Annotated in this window: 21 protein-coding genes; 6 read left to right on the plus strand and 15 right to left on the minus strand. The window is 67.7% G+C overall.

Going from position 1 to position 25,383, the window contains the following annotated elements; genetic code table 11:
- Nucleotides 1-63: 63 nt before the first annotated feature.
- The 12 genes from JE033_RS07655 to JE033_RS07710 all read right to left on the minus strand — a co-directional run bounded on the left by JE033_RS07655 (nt 64) and on the right by JE033_RS07710 (nt 14,555).
- A complete protein-coding gene (locus JE033_RS07655) occupies nt 64-1,050 on the minus strand; it encodes a sugar ABC transporter substrate-binding protein (RefSeq protein WP_090146067.1) in 987 nt (328 codons plus the stop codon).
- A complete protein-coding gene (locus JE033_RS07660; protein WP_200330529.1) occupies nt 1,047-2,102 on the minus strand; it encodes an ABC transporter permease in 1,056 nt (351 codons plus the stop codon). The genes JE033_RS07655 and JE033_RS07660 overlap by 4 nt, the downstream gene beginning before the upstream one ends.
- Nucleotides 2,099-3,106: an ABC transporter permease gene (locus JE033_RS07665; RefSeq protein ID WP_090146063.1), complete on the minus strand. Its 1,008-nt coding sequence runs from the start codon at nt 3,104-3,106 to the stop codon at nt 2,099-2,101. The genes JE033_RS07660 and JE033_RS07665 overlap by 4 nt, the downstream gene beginning before the upstream one ends.
- A complete protein-coding gene (locus JE033_RS07670) occupies nt 3,103-4,596 on the minus strand; it encodes a sugar ABC transporter ATP-binding protein (protein ID WP_200330531.1) in 1,494 nt (497 codons plus the stop codon). Before JE033_RS07670 ends, JE033_RS07665 begins: the two co-directional genes overlap by 4 nt.
- Nucleotides 4,593-5,603, minus strand: coding sequence for an aldose 1-epimerase family protein (locus tag JE033_RS07675; RefSeq protein ID WP_370567921.1), 1,011 nt, complete (start codon nt 5,601-5,603; stop codon nt 4,593-4,595). Before JE033_RS07675 ends, JE033_RS07670 begins: the two co-directional genes overlap by 4 nt.
- Nucleotides 5,604-5,647: 44 nt before the next feature.
- Nucleotides 5,648-6,901: a hypothetical protein gene (locus tag JE033_RS07680; RefSeq protein ID WP_090146056.1), complete on the minus strand. Its 1,254-nt coding sequence runs from the start codon at nt 6,899-6,901 to the stop codon at nt 5,648-5,650.
- Between the two features lie 500 nt (nt 6,902-7,401).
- Entirely contained in the window at nt 7,402-8,829 is a 1,428-nt protein-coding gene (locus tag JE033_RS07685; protein ID WP_200330535.1) for an FGGY-family carbohydrate kinase, read from the minus strand.
- Between the two features lie 68 nt (nt 8,830-8,897).
- Nucleotides 8,898-10,004 (minus strand): NAD(P)-dependent oxidoreductase, encoded by a 1,107-nt coding sequence (locus JE033_RS07690; RefSeq protein WP_200330537.1) that lies wholly within the window; start codon nt 10,002-10,004, stop codon nt 8,898-8,900.
- A 98-nt stretch (nt 10,005-10,102) separates the two neighbouring features.
- Nucleotides 10,103-11,077, minus strand: coding sequence for a sugar ABC transporter substrate-binding protein (locus JE033_RS07695; RefSeq protein WP_200330539.1), 975 nt, complete (start codon nt 11,075-11,077; stop codon nt 10,103-10,105).
- Nucleotides 11,078-11,114: 37 nt separating this feature from the next.
- A complete protein-coding gene (locus JE033_RS07700) occupies nt 11,115-12,137 on the minus strand; it encodes an ABC transporter permease (RefSeq protein ID WP_200330541.1) in 1,023 nt (340 codons plus the stop codon).
- Entirely contained in the window at nt 12,134-13,660 is a 1,527-nt protein-coding gene (locus tag JE033_RS07705; protein WP_200330543.1) for a sugar ABC transporter ATP-binding protein, read from the minus strand. The genes JE033_RS07700 and JE033_RS07705 overlap by 4 nt, the downstream gene beginning before the upstream one ends.
- A 145-nt stretch (nt 13,661-13,805) precedes the next feature.
- Complete coding sequence (locus tag JE033_RS07710; RefSeq protein ID WP_200330545.1) at nt 13,806-14,555, minus strand: DeoR/GlpR family DNA-binding transcription regulator; 750 nt, start codon at nt 14,553-14,555, stop codon at nt 13,806-13,808.
- A gap of 43 nt (nt 14,556-14,598) precedes the next feature.
- Here JE033_RS07710 and JE033_RS07715 point away from each other — a divergent pair, with 43 nt between their 5' ends.
- The 4 genes from JE033_RS07715 (at nt 14,599) to JE033_RS07730 (ending at nt 20,238) form a co-directional block, all read left to right on the plus strand.
- Nucleotides 14,599-15,360, plus strand: a complete 762-nt coding sequence (locus JE033_RS07715) for a DeoR/GlpR family DNA-binding transcription regulator (protein WP_200330547.1) — start codon at nt 14,599-14,601, stop codon at nt 15,358-15,360.
- A gap of 76 nt (nt 15,361-15,436) precedes the next feature.
- A complete protein-coding gene (locus JE033_RS07720; protein ID WP_200330549.1) occupies nt 15,437-17,473 on the plus strand; it encodes a bifunctional aldolase/short-chain dehydrogenase in 2,037 nt (678 codons plus the stop codon).
- Entirely contained in the window at nt 17,470-18,963 is a 1,494-nt protein-coding gene (locus tag JE033_RS07725) for a rhamnulokinase family protein (protein ID WP_200330551.1), read from the plus strand. The genes JE033_RS07720 and JE033_RS07725 overlap by 4 nt, the downstream gene beginning before the upstream one ends.
- A 9-nt stretch (nt 18,964-18,972) precedes the next feature.
- Complete coding sequence (locus tag JE033_RS07730) at nt 18,973-20,238, plus strand: alpha-hydroxy acid oxidase (protein WP_200330553.1); 1,266 nt, start codon at nt 18,973-18,975, stop codon at nt 20,236-20,238.
- A 574-nt stretch (nt 20,239-20,812) separates the two neighbouring features.
- Here the strand turns inward: JE033_RS07730 and JE033_RS07735 are convergent.
- Nucleotides 20,813-21,022: a hypothetical protein gene (locus JE033_RS07735; RefSeq protein ID WP_200330555.1), complete on the minus strand. Its 210-nt coding sequence runs from the start codon at nt 21,020-21,022 to the stop codon at nt 20,813-20,815.
- 153 nt (nt 21,023-21,175) lie between these two features.
- Between JE033_RS07735 and JE033_RS07740 the strand changes: the two genes are divergently transcribed.
- Nucleotides 21,176-21,406 (plus strand): hypothetical protein, encoded by a 231-nt coding sequence (locus JE033_RS07740; RefSeq protein WP_200330557.1) that lies wholly within the window; start codon nt 21,176-21,178, stop codon nt 21,404-21,406.
- 132 nt (nt 21,407-21,538) lie between these two features.
- Here JE033_RS07740 and JE033_RS07745 read toward each other — a convergent pair whose 3' ends face one another.
- The gene (locus JE033_RS07745; RefSeq protein ID WP_200330559.1) at nt 21,539-24,067 is read right to left on the minus strand and encodes an MMPL family transporter; all 2,529 of its coding nucleotides are present in this window, start codon (nt 24,065-24,067) and stop codon (nt 21,539-21,541) included.
- 107 nt (nt 24,068-24,174) lie between these two features.
- Here JE033_RS07745 and JE033_RS07750 point away from each other — a divergent pair, with 107 nt between their 5' ends.
- Entirely contained in the window at nt 24,175-24,765 is a 591-nt protein-coding gene (locus tag JE033_RS07750; RefSeq protein WP_090146034.1) for a TetR/AcrR family transcriptional regulator, read from the plus strand.
- 4 nt (nt 24,766-24,769) lie between these two features.
- Here the strand turns inward: JE033_RS07750 and JE033_RS07755 are convergent, their stop codons facing one another.
- Nucleotides 24,770-25,369 (minus strand): GNAT family N-acetyltransferase, encoded by a 600-nt coding sequence (locus tag JE033_RS07755; protein WP_090146032.1) that lies wholly within the window; start codon nt 25,367-25,369, stop codon nt 24,770-24,772.
- Between the last annotated feature and the right edge of the window lie 14 nt (nt 25,370-25,383).

A 25,383-nucleotide genomic window follows, 5' to 3' on the forward strand; every position in this document is an offset into this window, starting at 1 on the left:
CAGCACAGGAACGGGCCCCGCTGCACAACGCGGGGCCCGTTCCGTGCCTCTCGGCGGGTGGACCTAGAACGCGGGTTCGACGTCTTCGACGTTCTCCGCAGTGACGACCGTCAGCGGAATGGGGATGCGATTCTCAACGGTCTCGCCCGCCGCGGCCTGGACGATCGTCTCGAGCGCGAGCTTGCCGTCCTCGACCGGCGACTGCACGATGGTCGCGTAGAACTGACCGTCGCGAATCGACTCGAACGCGTCCTGCTGGCCGTTGATACCGACGATCGGCGGAATCTCCGCAGGATCCTTGCCCGCTTCAGCCCACGCGTCGATGAAGCCGCGCGCCATCGTGTCGTCGTTCGCGTAGACGCCGTCGATATCGTCCCCGAAGCGGGTGATCAGATCTCGGCTCGCGACGAGCGCCTTCTGCTGATCGAAGTCGGCGTTGACGGTCTGCAGCACCTCGATGTCCGAGCCGATCTTCTCGAGCTGCTCCGTGAATCCGTCGGTGCGTCCGATACTCGTGCCGTTGCCGGCCTGGCCGGCGATGATGACGACCCCGCCCTCGCCGCCGAGCGCCTCATCCATGGCGTCCGCCGAGAGCACTCCCTCCTCGTAGACGTCGGGGCCGGTGAAACTCTCCACCAGCTCGAGCGCCTCGTCGTCCATCGGCGAGTTGATCAGCACGACCGGAATGCCCGCCGTCTGCGCCTGGATGAGCCCCGGGATGTACGCCTGCGGATCGAGCGGCCACAGCACGATCCCATCGGGGCTGCGTCCGATGCACGTCGTCAGCTGCTCAGTGCCGGTCTGGACATCGAAATCCTGGCTCAGCATGGTGACTTTCGCCCCCGCCTCGTCCGCTGCAGCTTGAAACGCCTCGTTCGCGGGAGTGGCGTACGCGTGCGACTCGGCGGCGGTGATGTAGCAGATCTCCGCCCCTGCACCGGCTTCGGCGTCGGGTGACTCGGCGGCGGAATCGGCTCCTGAAGTCGAGCAGGAGGCGAGGAGGAGTGCCGCGGCGAACGCGGTCCCTCCGAGGAATACCTTCTTGATCATGCGGGTGTCCTTTCGGTTTCGTGTTGACGGGCGGCATCCCTCTTCGGTGAGAGGCGCCGCAGCAGTGCGGTAGGTGATACATCAGTGCCACGCTTCGCGTGGGTCAGACGGTCGAGCAGGATGAGGAGGAGCAGGATGGCACCGGTCACGATGTCCTGCACATACGCGGGGATGCTCTGGTACTCCATGGCGGTCGTCAGAGCGGCGAGGGTGAGCAACCCGCCGAGTGTGCCGAGGGCCGAACCGACGCCTCCCTCGAGCCGGGTTCCTCCGATGACCACCGCGGCGATGGCGGTGAGCACGATCGTGTCGCCGAAGACCGGGGACCCCGTATTGGAGGCGATGCCGAACGTCACCCCTGCGAGACCGGCCATCAGACCGCTGAAGGCGAATGCTCCGAAGAGGTACCAGCGCGACCGGATGCCGCTCGCCGCCGCACTCGTCGCGTTGCTGCCGACCGCGAACAGGTTTCGCCCTGAGACCATCCGCGTCAGCCAGACATGCAGCAGGAGAATGAGCACGACGAAGATGAAGACGCGCGTGGAGAGCGTGCCGAGGACCGGCTGCGTCAGAGGAATCCCGAAGAACGGATCGATGCCGCTGACGGGCCGCGAATCGGTGATGAGGTGGCACACCGCGCGGAATAGCAGCATCGAGGCGAGTGTCGCGACGAGGGAGTTGATCCGGAGCAGCACCACCAGCACCCCGTTGCAGCAGCCGGCGAGCAGTCCGATGCCGAGGCCGGCGATGGCCGCGGGAACCTGACCCATGGATTCTTGGAGACCGACTGCCGCGATACCGGACAGCGCAAGGATCGCGCCCCCGGAGAGGTCCAGTTGGCCGGCGATCAGCACGACCGTCAGTCCGATCGCGATGAGTCCCATGGTCGCCACGCGATCGATGCCGAGGCTGAGCGTTCGAGCTTCGAAGAACCCGGGGACGAATGTGGCGGCGATGACGAGTGTCGCGATCAGGATCACGATGACGCGGTAGCGCACCAATCCGAGCAACGCGAGACTCCATCCGCCACGCAACGGTGATACCGCGCTCATGAGCGGCCTCCCTTCCGACGGAGGTAGATGTCGAGCGAGACGGCGCCGACGATGAGCAAGCCCTTCGCGATCCCCTGGACCGCCGTGGGTACGCCCTGCAGCACCAGGATGTTGTTGAGCAGGGCGACGAACAGGAGTCCGCCGATCGCTCGAGGAATGCTGCCCGACCCGCCGAGCAGACTGATACCGCCGACGACAACGGCCGTGATCGCGTCGAACTCGTAGCCGACCCCGATCGCGGGCCTCGCCGTCTGCAGGGTGATCCCGAGCAGCGCGCCCGCAAGCCCGCTCAGCCCGGCGGTCATGACGAACGCGGACGCCCGGGTTCGTGCAAGCGGCACCGCACTCGCCCGCGTGGCGTCAGGATTGCTTCCCGCCGCATAGACCCAGCGACCGAGCGTCGTTCGCGAGAGCACCAGATGGCCGATGACTGCGACGATCACGAAGATGATGACGATCACCGGGATCCCGAACACCCGACTGTTCACGAAAGCCTGGGCGTCGGCGTCGGAGCCGTACACGATGACCCCGCCGACGCTCCACTGCGCGATGCCGAGCACGATGGTGCTGACGCCGAGTGTCGTGATCACGGGGTTGATGCGCGCATACCCGATCAGGATGCCGCTCACGACCCCGGCGCCGCACGCCGCCAGAATCCCGACGAGCGCTGCCGCGAAGGTGCCGATGGCCGGTTGGAGGCCGAGGGTGAGAATCGCGCCGACGGCCACGGTGGCCGGGACCGAGAGATCGGCCAAGCCGCGCGTGATGAAGACGAACGTCATACCCACCACGATCACGCCGAGTATCGAGATGTTGATCAGCACGTTGACCAGATTGCCCACCGAGAAGAACCGGTCGGAGAGCAGCGTGCCGATCACGAGGAGCAGCACGATGCCGACGGGCATTCCGATCACCGGACCGAGGCGCGCCCCTAGATTGGCGCGGGTGACCCGGCTCGTGCCCGGCACCCCCGTGATCGTCGTATCGAGTTTCGTATCGGTCATGCGTGCGCCGCCTCTCCCGTTGCCGCGAGCATCACGGTGGCCTCGTCGGCTTCGGTTCGATCCAGTTCAGCCGTCACGCGCCCCTCACTGAGCACGTATATCCGGTCGCTCACCGCGAGCACCTCTGGCAGCTCAGACGAGATGAGCAGAATCGCGGTGCCAGCGGCGGCGAGCTCGCCGATGATCGCGTGGATGTCTGCCTTCGCGCCGACGTCCACCCCGCGCGTCGGCTCATCGAGGATGAGCACTCGGGGTCGAGCGGCGAGCCATTTCGCGATCACCACCTTCTGCTGGTTGCCGCCGCTCAGGGTGTCGACGGCGCGTTCGATGACCGGCGGTGAGACCCCGAGCGTCTCGACCTGCTCGCGCACCAGGTCCCGTTCGCGCGAGCGGGAGATCCATCCCGCGGTCGAGAGGCTCCGCAGCACGGGGAGCGAAACATTGTCTTTGATGGATGCGGAGGGCACGATGCCGTCGCGCTTCCGATCCTCTGGCACGTACGCGATGCCCGCAGCGACTCCCTGCGCCGGTGTGCGCGCGACCAGCTCGGCTCCATCGACGCGCACGGCGCCCGCCTGCGCACGATCCAGACCGAACACGGCCCGTGCGACTTCCGTGCGCCCCGCCCCGACGAGGCCCGCCAGACCCACGATCTCTCCTGCGCGAACGTTCAGCGTCACGTCGGAGAATGCTCCGGCTCGCGTGAGCCCGTCGACCTCGAGCACGACGTCCCCGATCGGGACGACGCGTTTCGGGAAGATATCGGTGAGATCCCGACCCACCATCAGGCGGATCATCTCCCCCGCCGTCAACCCGTCCGAAGCCCGGGTGTCGATCTGCTGACCGTCGCGCAGCACCGTGACCTGGTCGGCGAGATCCAACACCTCGCGAAGCCGGTGACTGATGTAGATGATCGCGATTCCATCGGCGCGCATGCGGCGCACGATGTGGAAGAGCGCCTGTGCTTCGTGCTCGCTCAGTGACGATGTGGGTTCGTCGAGCACGATGATGCTCGGGTGCTGCGCGTACGCCTTCGCGATCTCGACGATCTGCTGCTGGCTCACGGTGAGCGACCCGAGAAGCGCCGAGGGATCGATCCGAGCGTTGAAGGCGTCGAGCACGGCAGACGCGGCATCGGAGAGGGCCCGACGACGCACGAAGCCGAACCGGGCAGGGGTCGCGCCGAGCATGATGTTCTCCGCGACCGTCAGATCCGGCACGAGATTCAGCTCCTGGTAGACCATCCCGATACCGCGCTTTCGCGCGTCGATGGGTCCGGCGATCCGGGTTTCTGAGCCTCCGAGGACGATGGAGCCAGCATCCGGCTGATACACACCGGCGAGGATCTTCATCAGCGTCGATTTCCCTGCGCCGTTCTCGCCGACGATCGCGTGCACCTCACCGGCTCTGGCGACCAGATCGACATCCGCGAGTGCCCGGATGCCGGGGAACGATTTCGAGATGCCGCGCATCTCCAGTGCGACGGTCATGCGGATCCTCCTGACTCGGGTGAGCTGCCGACCCGGCTCGCTCCGCAGTGAAATTCGAGACGATAGTCCGCGCTCTCCCCGGCGGCGAGCATCGGCAGGACGCCGGCCTCGCTCGCGGCGGCACGGCCGCGGCTCCAGTCGACGTTCGTCGGTTCGAGCCCGAGTACGTAATGCCCTTCTCCCAGCATCTTCCACTGGTGCAGCGCCGGCAGCGAGGCGGTGTCGAACCGCACGGCGACGCGGACATCGCGCGTCGGGTTGTCGAGCGACACCTCCGCGATCCCCTGCCCGGTGAAATCGTGCTTGAACACCTGTTCGGCGTACCCCGGAACCGGCCCGGTGATCTCGAACCATTGCGAGAGTCCGTGTTCCGCGTCAGCGTCACGAGGGGACACCGAGACCGACGGCACCTCGAGCACCGAGCCGTCGTCGAGCAGAGGCCACCCGAGATTCGCGTGGTAGAGCACCATGTGCCCGGCCGCCGCCGACCCTTCGTTGGTCACGCGATCCTCCACCACGATCGACGCCCCGCCGAGCGGTACGGTGATGCGGCGGGTGAGCAGCAGGTTGTCTCCGAAGACACTGGCCTGACGCACCTCCGCTTCCACCACGAGTTCGGCGTCGGTCACCTGCGCCCGAGTGACGACCGACGGCGTCGAACCGATTCGGCCGTGCATCGGGTACTCGACTCCCGCCACCGTGCTCGCTGGGCCGTACGAGTCGAGCCCGCAGGTCGCGAGCAGACCGCCTCCGAACGTGCGGAGCCACTCGGTCCCCGAATCCACGGTGAGGCCGGGATCGGCGAATCCGGTGGGAGAGTGCCAGGCGATCGGGACGCCCCGGTACGCCACCGCGCCGATGTCGAGTGCGCGATCGGGGTGCAGCTCGACCGTCAGCCCGCCACCCGAGGTGAGCACGATGCGACGAGCGCCCCGAGCCGCGCCCTGCGTCTCGTCGAATCGATCGATGCGGGCGAGCTGATGGAGCGAGCCGGTGCGACGCCTCACCTCCGCGAGTGTCCGGCCGTACAGCTTCGGTTGAGCGGACATCGTTAGAGTCCCAGCTCGACGCGTTCGCTCGCGAGCTGCTGATTGCCGGGCCCGAAGTGCTTCAGAATGACCAGATCGTCGGTCGTCGACGTGTTGACCACCTGCACCCCGCCCGATGCGGCGCCCGCCGTGATGAAGAACTCATCGCTCGAGAACTGCCCATATCGGATGCTCGAGATCGCCGCGATGTGCTGCCCGCCGATGCTGCCGTGCCCGGCGACCGCGATGAGTCCGTGCGCGTCCCGGTCGCCCACGGTGACGGACCCGCCCGGAGCGACGGTGAGTTCCTTGGCGCTGAACGCAGTCGCGCGGTAGGTGATCCAGCGCTCCGTGTACTCAGGCGACCCGGCGCGGCTTTCGACCGTCTCGACCGGCGGAGTGAAGCGGTGACTCCAGAAGTCGGCGTCGATGTTCAGGTCCCAGTCCGCGAGATCGACGATGAAGTCCAGGTCGCCGACATTGCTCGCGGGCACGTCCTTCCACATCAGTTCGTCCGGAACCTCGCGATTGTTCGACCACGACTCGGTCATCGCGAACACATCGCACGCCGCCTGAGGCTCGTAGGTGCACATGCTGGCCGGTGCGTGCAGGACACCTGCGGGCACGTCCCATCCGGTGCCAGGGGTGATGCGATACGCCTTGGACAGGTCGGTGATGCGGTTGTCGCCGCCGCGGAGGAAGGCCTCGAGTTTGTCGCGGAGCTGCTCTTTCGTGACCTCCGGGTGAAGCCCGAAGAACGTGTACGGGAACTGTCCGCCATGGTTGTTCATCTGCGGCGGGAAGTAATAGGCCTCTGGCTTGCCGGGCTTGCCGACGAGGGCGGCGTGTTCATCGCGGTGATGGATGTGGAACGGCAGCGGGAACTCGTTGTCGAAGAACTTCGAGTACATCGGCCAGAGGCCGTGCGACGCCCACAGCGCACCGATGGCATCGCCCTTCGCGTGCGCGATGAGTTCATCGAGCGGGATCACCCCGCCGTCGGGATCGCGCACGAGGCTCAGACCTTCGAACGGGTCGGTGCGCGGCCCGTTCTCGGCTCGGATCGCACTCGCCAACCAACGCTCATCGATGCCGCCGCGCTCCTTGCCCAGCGGGAAGTAGTCGTCTGGGTGCAGCCGGATACGCCGACCCGGGGTGCAGAACGCGCGCGGCACCCAAGCGGGAGCGAGACGCAGCACGCCGTTCGCATCGTTCATCGCGCGTTCGATCGCGGCTTCAGAACTCGTGACTCCCGCGTATGGACCGGCCTGTGCCATTACTCACTCCTTTGTGGTGATGCTGCGTGCGCTTCTCTGGTTCATTGAACCAAGAAGGTTTCATTGAAACTACCAAATTGTTTCGCGCGGCACAATAGGCGGTGGGGCCGATACGGAATCGTTACCCCGGAACTCCCTGCAGCGCTGCGCGATCGCTCGACACGGGCGCTCGCGCTCCCGACGCATTCCCGGGCCGTGGATGCCGAAATGGATCAATGAAGCGGTCGACCGGCGCGCAGTGCGCACCGCTGGCCCGCTCCCACCGACCGCGCGGCGCCGCCGAGCGAGCGGCGCCGCCGCCGCCGCCAAGCGAACCGGGCCGCCAAGCGAACCGGGCCGCCAAGCCAGCCGGGCCGCCAAGCGAGCCGGGTCACTTTGGGAGGGTGTCATGGTGGTATTCGACCGCGACACCCTCCCAAAGTGACCCCGCTGGAAGTTGGCCGGGGTCGGTGGTGGCAGGGTCGCCGCGACGGGGCAGAGGACGCGTCGATTCGCGCGGCTCAGCGGCGGCGGTCGTTCAGGGCGCTGAGCGTCGCGAAGTGAGCAGTCCGTTCCGCGTAGGCCGCTGTCAACAGGGGGTCCGGCGTGAAGCTCGCCTCGAGTTCACGACCGTGCGAGCGGATCGCGTCGAGCGAGTCGATCGCGCCCGTCGCGATTCCTGCAAGCATGGCCGCCCCCTGCGCCGCACCGTGCCCGCTCGCGGGATGATCGACGCGCACCCCCAGCACATCGGCCTTGATCTGCGACCAGGCGCGCGATGCCGACCCGCCGCCAGTCGATACGACGCGATCGATCGGGAACCCCGCCTCGCGAACCGTCGCGATGTCGCGAGCCAGGGCGAGGGCGTTACCCTCCATCGCGGCGAGCATCAGATCAGAGGCGGTCGTCGCGAGCGATATGCCGTCGATCACTCCGCGGGAGTGCGGATTCCACCCCGGCGTGCGCTCGCCGGCGAGGCTCGTCACCATGGTGAGCTCGCCGGGTCTCGGCAGCTGCAGGAGCACGGCGTCTTCGCGCAGGTCCGTTGCGCCTTCGAGGCCGTTCACCCAGTCGATGGTGGCACCCGCGGTCACCTGCGCCGTGATGAGCAGATCGACGTCCGCCACGCAGTGCCGCGTGTGGATGAAACCGGGAACGCGGGTGCCGCGCGGTACCGCGAGAATCGTGACGCTCGAGAACCCCGTCATATCGACGAGCGGATCGCCGACTTCGACTACGCCGGCTTCGAGCGCTGAACCGATCGAGTCGATGCCTCCGGCGACGACGCTCGCCCCCGCGGTGATGCCGGTCGCCTGGGCTGCCTCGAGTGTGACGGTGCCGACGATCGCTCGTGCGGCCACGATGGGCGGCAGATATGCGAGCGAGTCTTCGGCATTGAGCAGCGCCGCGTCGAAGGCACCGGTTTCGTCGTCGAACCCCTGCATGAGTGCGGCCGTCGTGTCGTCGAGCACGGCGACGCCGCTGAGACGGCGCACGATGAAGCCGTTCGCAGACAGCACATGCTCCGCGGCTGCGAGCGCCTCGGGCCGGTGCGCGGCGAGCCACGGCAGCTTCGCGGTGCCGAAGAAGGGATCCGCGCCGTTGCGCGAATGGGGAACGATCTCCGCGATCCGCTCAGCTTCGGCCGTCGCCCGCCGGTCGAGCCACGTGAGCGCCGCACACGTCGGCGATCCGTTCCGATCCACGGGCACCAGTGTCGGAGCCTGCGCGGTGACGGCGACCGCCAGTACCGTTCTTCCGGCGACGACCTTCCGCGTCAACGCGCAGACCGCCTCCCACCACGCCGTCGCATCCTGCTCGGCGGCCGCGCCAGCGGTCGCCGTCGGGTATCGCTGCGACGCATCGGCGACGAGCGTGCCAGCCCGATCCGTCGCGACCACTTTCACCGAACTCGTACCGACGTCGATGCCGAGCAGCAGTTGGGTCATGGGGTGAGTTCCTCTTCGTCGAAGGGTCCGGTGACGGTCGCGCCCTGCCCAGCACGGGCCAGAGCAGGCTACCGCCCCAGCGCGGTCGGGCTCGGCGCGGTTCGGGTGATCGTGGGGGACGGCGCCTCGACGAGCGGGTGCAGCAGCGGTTCGCCCGAAAGATACCGGCGTATCTCCTCCGCCACGCCGTCCGCCGCGCGATCCGCGGTCTCACGGCTCGCTCCGGCGATGTGCGGGGTGAAGACGATGTCGTGCCCGGCGGCCGCCAGGCCGAAGATGCGGTGCGTGAAGTCGACCGGTTCTTCGGGGAAGACATCGAACGCGGCGCCCGCCAGGTGCCCGCGCTCCACGGCATCGGCAACGGCGTCGTAATCGACGAGGCCGCCCCTCGCGGCGTTCACGAGACGCGAACCCGGGCGCATGAGTGCGAGCCGTTCGGCATTGACCATATGGGTCGTCTCGGGAGAGAGTCGCGCGTGCACGGATACGAGATCCGATCGCGCGAAGACGTCCTCGATGCTGGGCGCCGACCGCACGCCGGGGCCCAGTGATCCTGATTGCACGTACGGATCGTAGACGAGCACGTCGGCTCCCATTGCTGCGAAGACACCTGCGACGTGCCCGCCCACGGCGCCTGCGCCGAGGAGCCCGATGGTCGATCCCTTGACCTCGCCGCCGACCTCCTCATGCCGATAGAACTCTCCCCGCCACTCGTGAGACAGCAACGTGTTGTGCGAGAGCGGGATGCGGCGGAGGAGCGCGAGCGCGAGCCCGATCGTCATCTCTGCGGTGGAGATGCCGTTGCGGCCCGGGACGTTCGCGACGGCGACTCCGCGGGCCCGCGCGGCGTCGAGGTTCACGTTCGTCGGGCCGCCGCGCGAGACCGCGATCAGACGCAGGTCTGGGCAGGCCGCGAGTACGCGTTCCGTGAGCGGCGCGAGCTGCGTGGCGATGGCGGTGACCCCGTCGAGCGCTTCGATGAGTTCCTCCTCCGTCCCGGAGGCCTCGTCGACCTCTCCCACTCGCCCGAACGGCGCGTCGGGCCACGGGAACTCGATCTCCCTCACCTCGATCTCGGATCCCGGGCCCCCAGCCCCGCTCAGGGCGAGTTCGATCGCGCTGCGAAGACGGGTCGACCGGATGAACAAGTCTCCGGCCGCAAGAATGCGTGTCATGTGTCTGTCTCCTCGACGTTCGCCTGCCGTCGCGCGACGGTGCTGGCAGTGACAGGGCGGCGCGACCCGATCCGGTTCGCGCCGCCCCCGATATCTGATTAGCCGCCGAACATCTCGTCGAAGTAGTCCTGCGCGTTGCTCTCGTCGATCACGGTGATCGGCATGAACTGGTCCTTCTCGACCTCTTCGCCGTTCAGCAGGTCGGAGGTGATGTCGATCAGCGTCCGCCCGTGCGCTTTGCCGCCGCCGAGGCTGATGGAGCTCTTCTGCGGGTCGCCCTTGATGATGTTCTCGATCTCGATCTGGGTGGCGTCGATCCCGAACAGTCCGAAGGAGTCGAAGTCGGTGATCCCGCTCGCCTTGACTCCCTCGTTGCCGCCCTGCGCGCCGCCGCCGCCGATCGTGGCGATCATCTTCAGATCGGGGTTGGCCTGCAGGAAGTTCTCGGCGTTCGTCACGCCCTCCTCGGCGGTCAGCGCGGAGTTCGTCGCGACGAGTTCGGCGTTCGGCGCGATCTCCTCCACGGCGTCTTTGATGCCGTTCGCGCGATCGATGATCTCGGGGAACGTCGGCAGGTCCATCAGCGCCCACTCGACGACGTCCTCATCGCCGTAGTTCTCGTTGATCCACTCCGCTGCGGCTTCGCCGTTCGCGTACCCGGTCTCGTATGCGTCGACCAGGTACTGGGCGTCGTAGTTGTCGAGCACCTGGGTGTACCCGACGATCTTGATACCCGCGTCCTGCGCCTTCTGCGTCGCCGCCTTGAGCGATTCCGAATCGACGGCGCAGATGATGATCGCGTCCACATCCTGCTGGATGAAGTTCTCGATCTGCGTCACCTGCGTGGCTGCATCGCTCTTGGCGTCGACGTAGTTGACCTCGACGCCTTCCTCGGCGCCGTAGGACTGCGCCTCCTGCACGAGCTCAGCCCAGACGGGATTGGAGAGATCGGAGAATGTGACGCCGACCGAGAATTCGGTGTCGGACGGAGCGGCGCTGCTCCCGCCGGAGCTGCACGCTGCGAGACCGAGCAGCAGTGCTCCTGTCGCCGCAATCGCAGTGATCTTCTTCATGGGGTTCCTTTCGTTGGTTTCCGCGAGAACGGAGGGTTCAGGAGAGGGGGACGGTCGCGGTCTTCGGTTCAGCCGTCGGCCCTCGTGAGATGGACACGCCACCGATCTGCTTGCGCCGCCCGCCGGAGCGCTTCGAGGTGGCGTCGTAGATCACCGCGACCAGCAGGATGAGGCCCTTGATCACGAGCTGCACGTACTCGCTGACGTTGAGCAGCACGAGACCGTTGTCGAGCACGCCGACGATGAGCACGCCGATGAACGCACCGAACAGGCTCCCGCGCCCGCCCATGACGCTCACGCCGCCGAGCACGCACGCGGTCAGCACGCTGAATTCGAACCCGGCTCCGGTGGCCGACTGCGCCGAGTTCAGTCGAGACAGCAGCAGGATCGCGCCGACGGCGGTGAAGAGGCCGCTCACTGCGTAGACGAGCAGCAGGGTGCGTCGCGTATTCACACCGGACAGGCGCGCCGCCTCGACGTTGTTGCCGATCGCGTAGAAGTACCGACCGATGTAGGTCTGATTCGCGATGAAGTACCCGATCGCCCAGACGAGGGCGAGCACGATCACGGAGATCGGGATGCCGATGACGGCACCCTGCCCGAGCACGGAGAAGCCGCTCGGGAAGCCGGAGATCGGCAGGCCCTTGGAGAGCAGGTAGCTGACGCCGTTGAGGATCGTCATCATGGAGAGGGTGACGATCAGCGGGGCCACACCCGTCAGGGTGATGATCAGCCCGTTGATCAGCCCGATCACGACGCCGAGCACGAGCACGAGTACGATCGCGAGCGGCCAGGGAACGTCGAATTGCGCCATCATGATGCCGCACACGACGACGTACAACGAGATCTGGTAGCCGACGGAGAGGTCGATGCCGCCGGTCAGCAGCACGAACGCGAATCCGACGGCCACGATCCCGAGCGTCGTGACCTGGCGAAGAATGTTGAACAGGTTGTTCGCGTCCAAGAAGTTCGGGGAGAGCGCGCTGAAACCGATGATGAGCAGCACCAGCACCAGCACGATCCCGAGCTCGTGCAGTCGCGGTCGGAACTTCGAGATCATGCGAGGTCTCCTTCCGAAGCCAGCGTGAGGATGGCTTCCTGAGTGATGTCTTCCGATTCGAGCAGCCCGCGTTGCAGGCCCTCCTGCAGCACGACGACCCGGTCGGACATGCCGATGAGCTCTTCCATATCGGAGGAGATCATCAGGATCGTCTTCCCCTCCTCCGCGAGCCGGTTCATGATCAGGTAGATCTCATGCCGCGCCCCGATGTCGATGCCCCGGGTGGGTTCATCGAAGATGAGCACTTCCGGGCTCGTGGCCAGCCACTTCGCGAGCACGACCTTCTGCTGATTGCCGCCGCTCAGATTGCCGACGATCTCGGCGCCGCTCGGCGCCTTGATGCGCAGCTCGCGCATGTAGCGGTCGGAGAGTTCGCGCTCGGCCGCGGTCGAGATGACGCCGGCGCGCGACATCTCCGGGAGCCGTGGCAGGGAGATGTTCTGCTCGATCGAGAACTCGAGGATCAGGCCGTGCCGTTTGCGGTCTTCAGGGACCAGGGCGATGCCGTTCCTGATCGCCGCGATGGGGTTGAGCGAGAGCACCGAGTTGCCGTGCAGGTCGACCGTGCCGGATTCCGGCCGTTTCGCCCCGAAGACGAGCTCCATGAGCTCGGTGCGACCGGCGCCGATCAACCCCGCGAACCCGAGGATCTCTCCCTTTCGCGCGACGAAGCTGATGTCGCGCACGCCGTTGCCGGTCAAGCCGGTCACCGTCAGCGATGGTTCGGTCAGCACGTTCGTGCGCGTCGGGTAGTCTTCCCCGAGCTCACGGCCGACCATCATCGAGATGAGTTCGCGCTTCGTGGTGGCGGGGGTGTCGACCGTGCCGACGTACTGACCGTCGCGCAGCACGGTGACCCGATCGGAGAGCCGGAAGACCTCTTCCATGCGGTGCGAGATGTAGACGATGGTCATGCCCTCGCGCTTGAGCACGTCGACGATCGCGAACATGGCGTCGACCTCGGAGGCGGTGAGCGGCGCTGACGGCTCGTCCATGATGAGCAGCTTCGCCTCCTTCGACAGCGCTTTCGCGATCTCGACGATCTGCTGGTAGCCGGTGGTGAGCGTCTCGACGAGGGCGTTCGGCGCGATCGATACTCCGAGTCGCTCGAAGAGCGAACGCGATCTCGCCGCCATGGTTTTGCGGTCGAGCACCGGCCCCTTCATGATGAACTCTCCGAGAAAGACGTTCTCGGATGCGCTGAGGTTCGGGAAGAGCGTGAACTCTTGGTAGATCACCGCGATCCCGAGCTCCCTGGCCAGCTGAGGCGTGAGCCGCTCATGGACCACCCCATCGACGGCGATCGTGCCGCTGGTCGGGGCGATGGCGCCCGAGAGGGTCTTGATGAGCGTCGACTTGCCTGCACCGTTCTCGCCGATGATCGCGTGCACCTCACCGGGCCGCAGGTCGAGACTGACGCCGTCGAGTGCGCGAACCCCGGGGTATTCCTTCACCAGCCGGTCGACCTGCAATGACAGACCTGCCCCGCGGCCGGTGGCCGTCGATACGTCCTGTAGGGACATTGCTGCACGCTCCTCACGTCATCGTGGCGTCACCTTCAAGACATGAGTGTGTTACAAGATGTGAGGTTTTGTCAACTTTTGTGAAGTAACGATGACGCAACGGCGCGCCCAGGCCCCGCGGACCCGGAACACCGCCTCGGCGCCGTCAGCGCAAGTCGGAGACGAGGCGGCGGAACGCCGCGAGATCACGAGCATTGGGGGCGAGCTCGGTCGCGAGGGTGTCGATCTCATCGATATCAACGGCGTGCGCGACGGAGACACTGCCGAGCTTCTCGCTGTGCACGCCGATCAGCACGCGCTCCGAAGCACGCGCGATCGCCCGCTTCACCTCGGCCTCCTCGAGCGTGCTCTCATGGCAGCCCCGCTCGTCCAGGGAAGCGGCAGACGCGAAGAACGCCGAGAAGTGGACGCGGGAGACGAAGCCCGTGGTGACGGGCCCCACCAGCGAGTCGCTTCGCCGATCAGCCGCTCCTCCGGTGAGCACGGCGGTCAAGCCGGGCCGCTCCTGAAGCGCGTGGAAGGTGAGCATTCCGTTCGTGACGACGGTGAGGTCTCCCGACCCGGAGATGCGCTGAGCGAGCTGATGCATCGTGGTCGACGAGTCGAGCGCGATCATTCCGCTGGTCGGCACGAGCGGAAGCAGCTTCTCGGCGATGGTCGCCTTCTCGGCGGCCTGAGACTGCTCGCGGCCGTGAAAGCTCACGGGACCGGTGTACATGGCGCCGCCGCGCACCCGGCGAATGGTGCCGCCCAGCTCCAGGCCGTCGAGGTCCCGTCGAACGGTCATCTCGCTGACGCCCAGCTCCGATGCGGCCTCGGCCAGCGAGACGCGCTGGAGCGCACTGAGCCGCTGCAGCAGCCAGGCGCGTCGTTCTTCGGCGGCGAGGGAGACCATGGTGGTCCTAGCGTAGTAGCGCCGGGTCACTAAGCTCAGAGACATGGCCGTGAACGGAAGCATCGAGGGAGAGCGGCGGCGCAGAGAACTCGTCGAACTCGCGCGCACCGCGGGTGAGATCTCCATCGAGCAGGCCGCGACGCAGTTCGACGTCTCGACGATGACCATTCGGCGCGACCTGGAGATGCTCGAGGTCGAGGGATCGGTGCGACGGGTGCGCGGGGGCGCCGTGCCCGCCACCGGCCCGCGCAGCTACGACGAACGGCTTGCGACCCGTGGGAGCGCGAAGCGCGCGATCGCGCGCAAGGCACTCGATCTCGTGCCCCGTCGAGGTGCGATCGCCCTCGACGCATCGACGACCGTCAACGCCCTCGCTGAGATGCTCGGCGATCACGGCGCGCTCACCGCGTGCACCAACTCCGTCCAGACCTTCGAATTGCTCGCGCGTCTCGGCGGCGTGGAGGCCCAGTTGACGGGCGGTGCGCACGAGGCGATCACCGGCAGCCTGGTCGGCCCGATTGCGAACGCCGGAGCGCGCCTCCTGCACACGCGCGTGTTCTTCACCTCCTCCGACGGGATCAGCCCGGAGGGAGGCACCTCAGAAGCGTCGCTCGCGGAAGCCGAGGTGAAGCGCCACCTCGCGCAGTCCGCCGACGCGACCGTGCTCTGCGCCGACTCGTCGAAGCTCGGAAAGCGCTCGACCGGCATGGCGCTCGAACTCTCCGACGTTTCGACGCTCATCACCGAACTCGACCCCGCAGATCCCAGGCTCGATCCGTATCGGGACCTCGTCGAGATCCGATGATGCACGATCGCTTGTCGGCCATGTTATTTCGTGTTAAATTCACACGAAGCAACAAACGGCAGCTCCGGAGGCACCCATGACCGACCCCACCGCCCAGGCACTCATCGCCCGCTCGAACCGACTCGGCGCAGATAAGAAGAACACGAACTTCGCGGGCGGCAACACGTCGGCGAAGGGGTTCACCACCGATCCCGTGACCGGCGAAGACGTCGAACTCATGTGGGTCAAGGGCTCCGGCGGCGACCTCGGCACGCTCACCGCCGCCGGGCTCTCGGCGCTGCGCATCGACCGCCTCCGCGCACTCGTGAACGTCTACCCCGGCCTCGAGCGCGAAGACGAAATGGTCGCAGCCCTCGACTACTGCCTCCACGGCAAGGGCGGCGCGGCGCCGTCGATCGACACCGCAATGCACGGCCTCGTCGACGCGGCCCACGTCGACCACCTGCACCCCGACTCCGGCATCGCGATCGCGACCGCAGCCGACGGCGAAGCGCTCACCGCGAAGATCTTCGGCGACAAGGTCGTGTGGGTGCCCTGGCGCCGCCCCGGCTTCCAGCTCGGCCTCGACATCGCCGCCATCAAGGCGGAGCATCCCGAGGCGATCGGCTGCATCCTCGGCGGCCACGGCATCACGGCCTGGGGCGACACGAGCGAGGAGAGCGAGCGGAATTCGCTCTGGATCATCGACACCGCTGCCGCCTACATCGCCGAGCACGGCGCACCCGAACCCTTCGGCGGCGTCGTCGCCGGATTCGAGCCTCTTCCCGAGACCGAGCGCCGCGCCCGCGCAGCCCAGCTCGCGCCGGTGGTGCGGGGAATCGCGAGCACCGACAAGCCGATGGTCGGGCACTTCACTGACTCCGACGCCGTGCTCGACTTCCTGTCCCGCGAGAAGCTCGCCCCGCTCGCGGCGCTCGGCACGAGCTGCCCCGACCACTTCCTGCGCACGAAGGTGAAGCCGCTCGTACTCGATCTGCCGGCCACCGCCACGGCCGAGGATCAGATCAATCGCCTGCACGAACTGCACGCGGCATACCGTGAGGACTACCGCGCCTACTACGAGGCGCACGCCGACGAGACGAGCCCCGCCATGCGCGGCGCCGATCCGCTCATCGTGCTCATCCCGGGCGTCGGCATGTTCAGCTACGGCGCGAACAAGCAGACCGCCCGCGTCGCCGGCGAGTTCTACGTCAACGCCATCAACGTCATGCGCGGTGCCGAGTCGCTCTCCACCTACGCCCCCATCAGCGACGCAGAGAAGTTCCGCATCGAGTACTGGGCCCTCGAGGAGGCCAAACTCCAGCGCATGCCGAAACCGAAGTCGCACCAGGGCCGCATCGCCTTCGTCACCGGCGCCGCCTCCGGCATCGGGAAGGCGATCGCAACGCGCCTCGCCGCCGAGGGCGCGTGCGTCGTCGTGGCCGATCTCGACCTCGAGAAGGCGCAGGCCGCAGCAGCCGAGCTCGGGAATGCAGACGTCGCCATCGGCGTGGCAGCGAACGTCGCCGACGCGGCAGCCGTACAGGGCGCGATCGACGCCGCGGTGCTCGCATTCGGCGGCGTCGACCTCGTCGTCAACAACGCCGGGCTCTCGCTCTCGAAGTCCCTGCTCGACACCACCGAAGCCGACTGGAACCTGCAGCACGACGTCATGGCGAAGGGCTCCTTCCTCGTCGCCCAGGCCGCCGCACGCGCCATGATCGCGCAGAAGCTCGGAGGCGACGTCATCTACATCTCCTCCAAGAACAGCGTCTTCGCCGGCCCGAACAACATCGCGTACTCCGCCACCAAGGCCGACCAGGCCCACCAGGTGCGGCTCCTCGCCGTCGAACTCGGCGAGCACGGCATCCGCGTCAACGGCATCAACCCCGACGGCGTCGTGCGCGGATCCGGGATCTTCGCAGCGGGGTGGGGCGCCAACCGCGCCGCGACCTACGGCGTCAAGGAAGAGGATCTCGGCCAGTTCTACGCGAACCGCACCATCTTGAAGCGCGAGGTCGTGCCCGAGAACGTCGCCGACGCGGTCTACGTGCTCACCGGCCCCGAGCTGACCCGCACCACCGGTCTCCACATCCCCGTCGATTCCGGCGTCGCCGCGGCGTTCCTGCGATGAGCGACGCGGCTGCAGGATCGGCGGTCGGCGGCGCCGACGTCGGCGCTCCGGCCGCCGGTCGCGCCGTCGCAGCAGTCGACCTCGGGGCGACGAGCGGGCGCGTCATCGTCGGCCGCATCGCGCACGGCCCAGACGGTGCCGAACTGCGCACCCAGCACGTGGCGCGCTTCGCGAACGACCCCGTGCGCACGAGCGACGGCCTGCACTGGAACTTCCTCGAGCTCTACCACCAGGCGCTGCAGGGGCTCGCCGCCGCCGAGCGCAGCGCCCCCGGGAAGATCGCGTCGATCGGCATCGACTCGTGGGCGGTCGACTACGGCCTGCTGCGTCACGGCCGCCTGCTCGGCATCCCCTACCACTACCGCGATGCGCGCTGCGAAGCCGGCGTCGCAGCCGTGCTCGCGCGCGTACCGGCCGAGCGCCTCTACGCCCGCAACGGCCTGCAGCATCTCACCTTCAACACGATCTTCCAGCTCGCCGCAGAGGACGGCCTGCTCGACGTGGCCGACCGCGCACTGCTCGTGCCGGACCTGTTGAACTACTGGCTCACCGGAGTGGAGGCCGCGGAGCGCAGCAACGCGTCGACCACCGGGCTGCTCGATCCGCGAACACGCGAATGGGATCTCGAACTCGCGGAAGAGGCGGGCATTCCCGCGCGCATCCTGCCGCAGCTCATCGAGGCGGGCACCCGCCTCGGGCCCGTCACCGGAGACGCAGCGAAGGTCATCGGCCGGGCGATCGACGTCGTCGCGGTCGCCTCGCACGACACAGCCTCCGCCGTCGCAGCGGTACCGGCCACGCGATCCGACTTCGCCTACATCTCGTGCGGGACCTGGGGCCTCGTCGGCCTCGAACTCGATGCCCCCGTGCTCACCGACGCCGCCCGCCTCGCGAACTTCACCAACGAGGGCGGCATCGAGGGCACCACGCGCTTCCTGCACAACGTCATGGGCACATGGCTGTTCTCGGAGTCGCTGCGGCACTGGGAGCCCGGTGCGACGAACGCGCAGCGATCCAGCCTGCTCGGCGAACTGCTCGCCGACGCAGCATCGGTCACCGGCCCCATCCCCGTCTTCGACGCGAACGACCCACAGTTCATGCCGCCCGGCGACCTGCCCGACCGCATCGTGCGCTGGTTCGAAGCACGCGGCGAACGCGCACCCGAGGGGCGGGCCGAGATCGTCCGCTCGATCACGGAGAGCCTCGCCGTGGCATTCGCCGACGCCGTGGAGACGGCGAGCCGACTGGCGGATCGCGAGGTCTCGACCATCCACGTCGTCGGCGGCGGCTCGCAGAACACCCTGCTCTGCCAGCGCCTCGCCGACCGATCCGGCCTCGAAGTGCTCGCCGGCCCCGTCGAAGCGACCGCGATGGGCAACCTGCTCATCCAGGCGCAGACGCTCGGCCTCATCGGCCCGGGTCTCACCGAGCTGCGCGCCGTCGTGGCCCGATCCACCGCCCCCATCCGTTACACCCCCGCTTCGCGTTAGGTTTCAGTCATGGTTACCCGTCAACTCCCCAACCCCTCCGAACTTCTCGACCTCATGCAGTTCAAGCGCCCCGAGTTCGACGGCAAGAAGCGCCGCCTCGACTCCGCGCTCACCATCAACGACCTGCGCACCATCGCGAAGCGCCGCACTCCCAAAGCGGCGTTCGACTACACCGACGGCGCCGCAGAGGGCGAGCTCTCCCTCGCCCGCGCGCGTCAGGCGTTCGAGGACGTCGAGTTCCACCCCGGCATCCTGAAGCCCGCCGCGAACGTCGATACCTCGGTGCAGGTCCTCGGCGGATCCTCAGCCCTGCCCTTCGGCATCGCCCCGACCGGGTTCACCCGCCTCATGCAGACCGAAGGCGAGACCGCAGGAGCCGGCGCCGCAGGAGCCGCGGGCATCCCGTTCACGCTCTCCACCCTCGGCACCACGTCGATCGAAGACGTGAAAGCGGCCAACCCCCACGGCCGCAACTGGTTCCAGCTGTATGTGATGAAGGATCGCGAGATCTCCTACGGCCTCGTGCGCCGCGCCGCGGAAGCCGGATTCGACACCCTGCAGTTCACCGTCGACACGCCCGTCGCCGGAGCCCGGCTGCGCGACAAGCGAAACGGATTCTCCATCCCGCCGCAGCTCACCCTCGGCACCATCGTGAACGCGATCCCCCGGCCGTGGTGGTGGGTCGACTTCCTCACCACCCCCAAGCTCGAATTCGCGTCACTCTCCACGACCGGCGGCACCGTCGGCGAGCTGCTCGACGCCGCGATGGATCCCACCATCAGCTACGAAGACCTCAAGGTGATCCGCGAGATGTGGCCCGGCAAGCTCGTCGTGAAGGGCGTGCAGACCGTCGAGGACGCGGCGAAGCTCATCGACCTCGGCGTCGACGGCATCATCCTGTCGAACCACGGCGGCCGCCAGCTCGACCGGGCGCCGATCCCGTTCCACCTCCTGCCGCAGGTCGTGCGCGAGGTCGGTCGCGACGCGACGGTGATGGTCGACACCGGCATCATGAACGGCGCCGACATCGTCGCATCGATCGCACTCGGGGCGAAGTTCACCCTCATCGGACGCGCCTACCTCTACGGACTCATGGCCGGCGGGCGAGCCGGGGTCGATCGCACGATCGCGATCCTGCGCGACGAGATCGAGCGCACCATGAAGCTGCTCGGCGTCGCCTCGATCGCGGAGCTCGAGCCCGCCCACGTCACTCAGCTGCAGCGCCTCGCACCGCTCGAGCACGGCGCCGCGGCCCGCGCCCGCGCTGGCGCGTAGCGCTGCGGCCGCTGCGCTTGCTGCGCCTTTCTCCGAGCGGGGTCACTGTTCGTGCGTGTCGCCCCCATGACACGCACGAACAGTGACTCCGCTCGCGGATGTGTGGGTCGGCGGTGAATAGCACCGAATCGGTCGTCGCTCACACCGAAACAACGAGCCGCATTGACGCGCCACCTTTCCACAACTTCGGTCAGACGGATGCAATCGGCTCGCAGAAGACAAGTCTGGAGAGGTGTCGCATCGCAAGAGCATCCCCGTCGCCCCAGGCGTGTACCGCGCATCCGAGATCATCGCCGCCGGTACGTCATCGAACCGGCTTCGAGCGCACGATGTGCGCCGCATCGGGTACGGCCTCGTGGTGCACCCCGATTTCGAGTTCGACCAGTTCAGCTACCGCGACCGCTGCATAGCGGTCGGACAGACGCTCAGGCCAGAGCACTTTCTGTCCCGGAGGTCTGCGGCCGCGGTCTACGGCATTCCGTGCCCTCAGCCATCGAAAGGACGAGTCGACGTCGGATCTTTTTCGCCGCACCGCGCCCCTCGCCACCGGCTCATTCACGGCCATCGTGTGAAATCAGGCGGTCTGCGATGGGCTGAACACGGCGGGCTGACCCTTCCCTCCCCCGCCGATGTGTGGTGCCAGATAGCCGTCGTCGTGTCCCTCCCTGAGCTCGTCGCGGCCGGAGACTACCTTCTGTCCGGCGAGCGACTTCCCGACAGCGGCGGTGCGCGGACGCCGCCGCTCTGCACCCCGAGTGAACTCGCGGTCGCTCGTTCCCGTCATCGCAACACCCTCGGAGCGCCGGCACGTCACCGTGCAATAGATCTGCTGCGCACTCCCGTCGATTCCCCTCCGGAGAGTTTCATCAGGTTGGCCCTCGTTGACGCGGGCTTCGATGAGCCCGTCGTAAACTGTCCGGTCGCCACACTGCATCGGGTGCTCCACGCCGACCTCGGGTATCCCGACCTCCGCATCGCCATCGAATACGAAGGCGGCTACCACTTTTCGAGCGATCTTCAGCTGCGTCGAGACGCGATACGGCGCAAACATATGGTGAATGCCGGCTGGACGGTGCTCGTGGCGATGGACGACGATGTCGCTGACCCATCGGCGCTCATCGCGGCGCTGACAGAAGCAGTCGAGCGAGCCCGCGCGCAGCCGAGCTGAACGGGCCGTCTCACGCAGAGCGGGGTCACTCTTCGTGCGTGTCGCTGGTCCAACACGCACGAAGAGTGACCCCGCTCGCAGATTGAGGCTGCCGCGCTGCCGCTGCCGCGGCAGCGCCGCAGCGCCGCGCCGCTAGTGGTGCACGGGGTGGCGGCGCTCCAGCGCCGACCCCTCGACGTCGACGTTCGGGATGATGCGGTCGAGCCACTTCGGCAGCCACCAGGCGCCGCGCCCGACGAGATGCATCAGCGCGGGCACGAGCAGCATGCGCACGACGATCGCGTCGAGCAGCACGCCGAGCGCCAGGCCGAAGCCCATCGACTTGATCATCACTGAATCCGATGCGATGAACCCGCCGAACACGGCCACCATGATGATGGCCGCCGCGATGACGACGGTCCGCCCGGCCCGGAATCCCTGCGCGACGGCGAGCTTCGCGGGCGCCCCGTGGGCGTAGGCCTCGCGCATGCCGGTCGCGAGGAAGAGCTGGTAGTCCATCGCGAGCCCGAACAGGATGCCGACGAGAATCACGGGCAGGAAGCTGAGGATCGGGCCGGGGTTGTGCACCCCGAGCCACTCGCCGAGCCAGCCCCACTGGAACACCGCGGTGACGGCGCCGTACGTCGCGAAGAGCGACAGCACGAAGCCGCCGGTCGCGATGAGTGGCACGACGAGGGAGCGGAACACCATCACCATGATGAGGAAGGAGAGGCCGACGACGACGACGAGGTACAGCGGCAGCACCTCCTGCAGCCCTTCCGAGATGTCGATGTTGATGGCAGCCTGGCCGGCCACCCCGAGTGCGATCTCGCCGTCGACGGGCGGGAGTTCGCGGAGGTCGCGCACGAGGGTCTCGGTTGACAGACTGTTCGGCCCCTCGGCCGGCACGACCTGGAAGGCGGTGAGACGGTGGTCGTCCGAGACGGCAACCGGAGCGATCGCATCGATGTCGTCCATGGAGGCGAGCTCGCGTGCGACGGCGAGCTGCGCGTCGAGCACTCCGTCGTCGTCGAGCCCCTCGGGCAGATCTGCGGTGATGAGCAGCGGCCCGTTCGCGCCCTCGCCGAAGGCCTCGTCGGTCAGCGTGTACGCCTCGTACGCGGTCGAGCCTTCGGCCTCCGACCCGCCGTCGGGCAGACCGAGACGCATCGACATCGACGGGATCGCGATGACGAGCAGCACGACCGTGGCGACGACCGCCGTGACGACGGCGCGCAGGTTCGTCATGGGCTTCACGCCGCGATTCACATCGGGGGCGGTGCCCGGTTCGCCGGCCGCTGCGATCGAAGCCCGCGCACGGGCCTTCTTGCTCAGCAGGCGCGTGCCGGCGAGACCGAGCAGCGCCGGGGTGAGGGAGATCGCGATGAGCACTGCGACGGCGACGCTGACGGCGCCTGCCGTGCCCATGAGGCCGAGGAATGGGATGCCCGTGATGTTCAGCGCGAGCAGGGCGACGATCACGGTGGTGCCTGCGAACACGACCGCGTTGCCCGCGGTGCCGTTGGCGAGCCCGATCGATTCGACGACGCCGGCGCCCTGCAGCATCTGCTTGCGGTGCCGGTACAGGATGAAGAGGGAGTAGTCGATGCCGACGGCGAGGCCGAGCATCACTCCGAGGATCGGGGTGACCGAGGCCATCTGCGTCACGCCGGAGAACGCGAGCGTCGCCATGGCTCCGATGCCGACGCCGACGAGTGCGGTGACGATGGGGAAGGCGGCGGCGAGGATCGAGCCGAGCACGACGATGAGCACGATGGCCGCGATGACGACGCCGACCGCCTCGCCGACGCCGAGGATCTCGGGCACGCCCTGCGAGATGTCGGTGGAGATCGCGACCTGCACCCCGTCGACGGGCGTGCCTTCGAAGTGCTCGACCACGGCGTCCTTCGTCTCCTGCGAGAGGTCGAGCCGGGGCTCCGTGAAGGAGACGTTCACGAGCGCGGTCGCCTCATCGGCCGATACGACGCCGATCTTCTCGGCGTAGGAGGCGAGCTCCGCGCCCTGTTCGAGCTTCGCCTGGTTCTCGTCGAGTTCGGCGATGCCGGCGTCGAGCTGCTCCTGCTGCGCGTCGAGCTCGGCGTTCCCGGCGTCGAGCTGCTGCTGCTGCGCTTCGAGCTGTGCGAGCTGGGGCGCTCGCGCTTCTTCTGGCATCTCGATCGCTGCCAGCTGGGCGCCGGCCGCGTCGAGTTGCGCCTGCCCCTCGGCGATCTGCGCGCGGGCGGCGTCGAGCTGCTGCTGACCGGCTTCGGCTTGCGCTCGCCCGTCTGCGATCTGCTGGCGTCCGTCGACGATCTGCTGCTGCTGGTCTTCGAGTTGCTGCTGGGCTTCGAACGGGTCGATGACGTCTGCCACGTCGGGCAGGTCTTTCGCTGCCTCGGCCAGCTCCGAGATGTCGGATCGCTGAGCGTCGGTGAGCGGCGCCCCGTCCTCGGAGTGGAACACGACCGTTCCCGAGGCGCCGCTGAAGTCGGGGAGTGATGCTTCGAGCTCCTCGAGCACCTCGCCGGAGGCGGTTCCGGGAACGTCGAAGCTGGAGCTCAGGCCCTTGAACCCGATGAGGAACCCGCCGACGGCGATGCCGAGGATGACGATCCACGCGAGAATCACCGTCCACGCGCGTTTCGCGGCGAAGGTTCCCAGTCGGTGCAGCAACTCGGCCATGCAATCTCCCCAGTTCGCGGCGGCCGCATCAGGCGGGCCGCCATCGTCGTCGACCAGCAGGGGCTAAGATAACACGGACCGTCTCGTCTTTACTGAATGGAGGTCACGTGGCAGCGTCATCCCGCAGCGGCCCGGTGCGCAGCGAGGCCGCGCGCCAGGCGATTCTGCAGGCAGCCGTCGAGATGCTCGCGGAACGCGGCTACGACCACCTCGCCATCGAGGGCATCGCTTCCCGCGCGGGCGTCGGCAAGCAGACGATCTACCGGTGGTGGAAGTCGAAGAGCGCGATCATCGCCGAGGCCCTGCTCGAGGGCATGATCCTCGCAGAACGGCTCGAGGTTCCCGACACAGGCGATGTGCGCCGGGATCTGACGGCGTGGCTGCGCGCCGTCGGCGATGTACTGCTCAGCCCGCAGGGTGAGAGCCTGGCGCGCTCGCTGATCGCCGCGGCGACCGACAACGCCGATGTCGGTCAGCGTCTGCGGGACGTGATCGCCGGATCGGGGTCGGGCGCCGTCTCGACGCGGCTCACGGCGGCGCTCGGAAGCGAACCGCACCTGCCGCCTGGCGCTCCGGTCGACGACATCTCCGAGGCGCTCGTCGGGGCTCTCCTGCTCCGCGCGCTGAGCCGCACCCCGCTCGACGATGACGCGATCGCGGCTCTCGTCACCGTCGCCGTGGGCCCGCCGAGCCCCTGAACCGCTACGCCGCCAGGCGCTTCGCGAGACGATGCTCGAGCCCGAGCCGCACGCCGGCCCACTCTGGCTCGGTGATCGAGAACACGACCGTGTCGCGCTGATACCCGGCGGCCGGCCGGAGGTGGGCGCGCAGGATGCCGTCCTGCTTCGCGCCGAGCCGGGCGATCGCTGCGCGCGATTGGTGATTGTTGTGGTCGGTGCGGAACTCGACGGCGCTGCACCCCCACACCTCGAATGCGTGCTGCAGCATCAGCAGCTTCGATTCGGGATTGGTGCCGGTTCCCTGCGCACTTGCGGCGTTCCAGGTCGACCCGATCTCGACGCGCGGCGTGAGCGCATCGATGTTCATGAAGGTCGTCATACCGATGATCGCGCCCGTGTCCGTGCGACGTGCGGTGAACGGGAGCATCGAACCCGCGTCCTGCAGCCTCAGGCGGCGCCGGATCTCGGTCTCCATCTCGTCGGGTGCCGGGATCGTGGTGTACCAGAGCTTCCACAGCTCACCGTCGGAGCTCGCCGCGGCGAGTCCCTCCAGGTGGTCGAGCGAGAGAGGGTCGAGCGTGACGAGAGAGCCGCTGAGCGTGCCCGGGTGATCGAGTGCCATACGCGTCATTCTGC

The sequence above is a fragment of the Leucobacter sp. L43 genome, from assembly GCF_016597785.1.
Lineage (GTDB): Bacteria > Actinomycetota > Actinomycetes > Actinomycetales > Microbacteriaceae > Leucobacter > Leucobacter alluvii.

Excerpts from the sequence above, each read along its gene's own strand:
- JE033_RS07655 (WP_090146067.1), bottom strand. The coding sequence starts at position 1,050 with ATGATCAAGAAGGTATTCCTCGGAGGGACCGCGTTCGCCGCGGCACTC.
- JE033_RS07660 (WP_200330529.1), bottom strand. The coding sequence starts at position 2,102 with ATGAGCGCGGTATCACCGTTGCGTGGCGGATGGAGTCTCGCGTTGCTC.
- JE033_RS07665 (WP_090146063.1), bottom strand. The coding sequence starts at position 3,106 with ATGACCGATACGAAACTCGATACGACGATCACGGGGGTGCCGGGCACG.
- JE033_RS07670 (WP_200330531.1), bottom strand. The coding sequence starts at position 4,596 with ATGACCGTCGCACTGGAGATGCGCGGCATCTCGAAATCGTTCCCCGGC.
- JE033_RS07680 (WP_090146056.1), bottom strand. The coding sequence starts at position 6,901 with ATGGCACAGGCCGGTCCATACGCGGGAGTCACGAGTTCTGAAGCCGCG.
- JE033_RS07685 (WP_200330535.1), bottom strand. The coding sequence starts at position 8,829 with ATGACCCAACTGCTGCTCGGCATCGACGTCGGTACGAGTTCGGTGAAA.
- JE033_RS07690 (WP_200330537.1), bottom strand. The coding sequence starts at position 10,004 with ATGACACGCATTCTTGCGGCCGGAGACTTGTTCATCCGGTCGACCCGT.
- JE033_RS07695 (WP_200330539.1), bottom strand. The coding sequence starts at position 11,077 with ATGAAGAAGATCACTGCGATTGCGGCGACAGGAGCACTGCTGCTCGGT.
- JE033_RS07700 (WP_200330541.1), bottom strand. The coding sequence starts at position 12,137 with ATGATCTCGAAGTTCCGACCGCGACTGCACGAGCTCGGGATCGTGCTG.
- JE033_RS07705 (WP_200330543.1), bottom strand. The coding sequence starts at position 13,660 with ATGTCCCTACAGGACGTATCGACGGCCACCGGCCGCGGGGCAGGTCTG.
- JE033_RS07710 (WP_200330545.1), bottom strand. The coding sequence starts at position 14,555 with ATGGTCTCCCTCGCCGCCGAAGAACGACGCGCCTGGCTGCTGCAGCGG.
- JE033_RS07715 (WP_200330547.1), top strand. The coding sequence starts at position 14,599 with ATGGCCGTGAACGGAAGCATCGAGGGAGAGCGGCGGCGCAGAGAACTC.
- JE033_RS07720 (WP_200330549.1), top strand. The coding sequence starts at position 15,437 with ATGACCGACCCCACCGCCCAGGCACTCATCGCCCGCTCGAACCGACTC.
- JE033_RS07725 (WP_200330551.1), top strand. The coding sequence starts at position 17,470 with ATGAGCGACGCGGCTGCAGGATCGGCGGTCGGCGGCGCCGACGTCGGC.
- JE033_RS07730 (WP_200330553.1), top strand. The coding sequence starts at position 18,973 with ATGGTTACCCGTCAACTCCCCAACCCCTCCGAACTTCTCGACCTCATG.
- JE033_RS07735 (WP_200330555.1), bottom strand. The coding sequence starts at position 21,022 with ATGACGGGAACGAGCGACCGCGAGTTCACTCGGGGTGCAGAGCGGCGG.
- JE033_RS07745 (WP_200330559.1), bottom strand. The coding sequence starts at position 24,067 with ATGGCCGAGTTGCTGCACCGACTGGGAACCTTCGCCGCGAAACGCGCG.
- JE033_RS07755 (WP_090146032.1), bottom strand. The coding sequence starts at position 25,369 with ATGGCACTCGATCACCCGGGCACGCTCAGCGGCTCTCTCGTCACGCTC.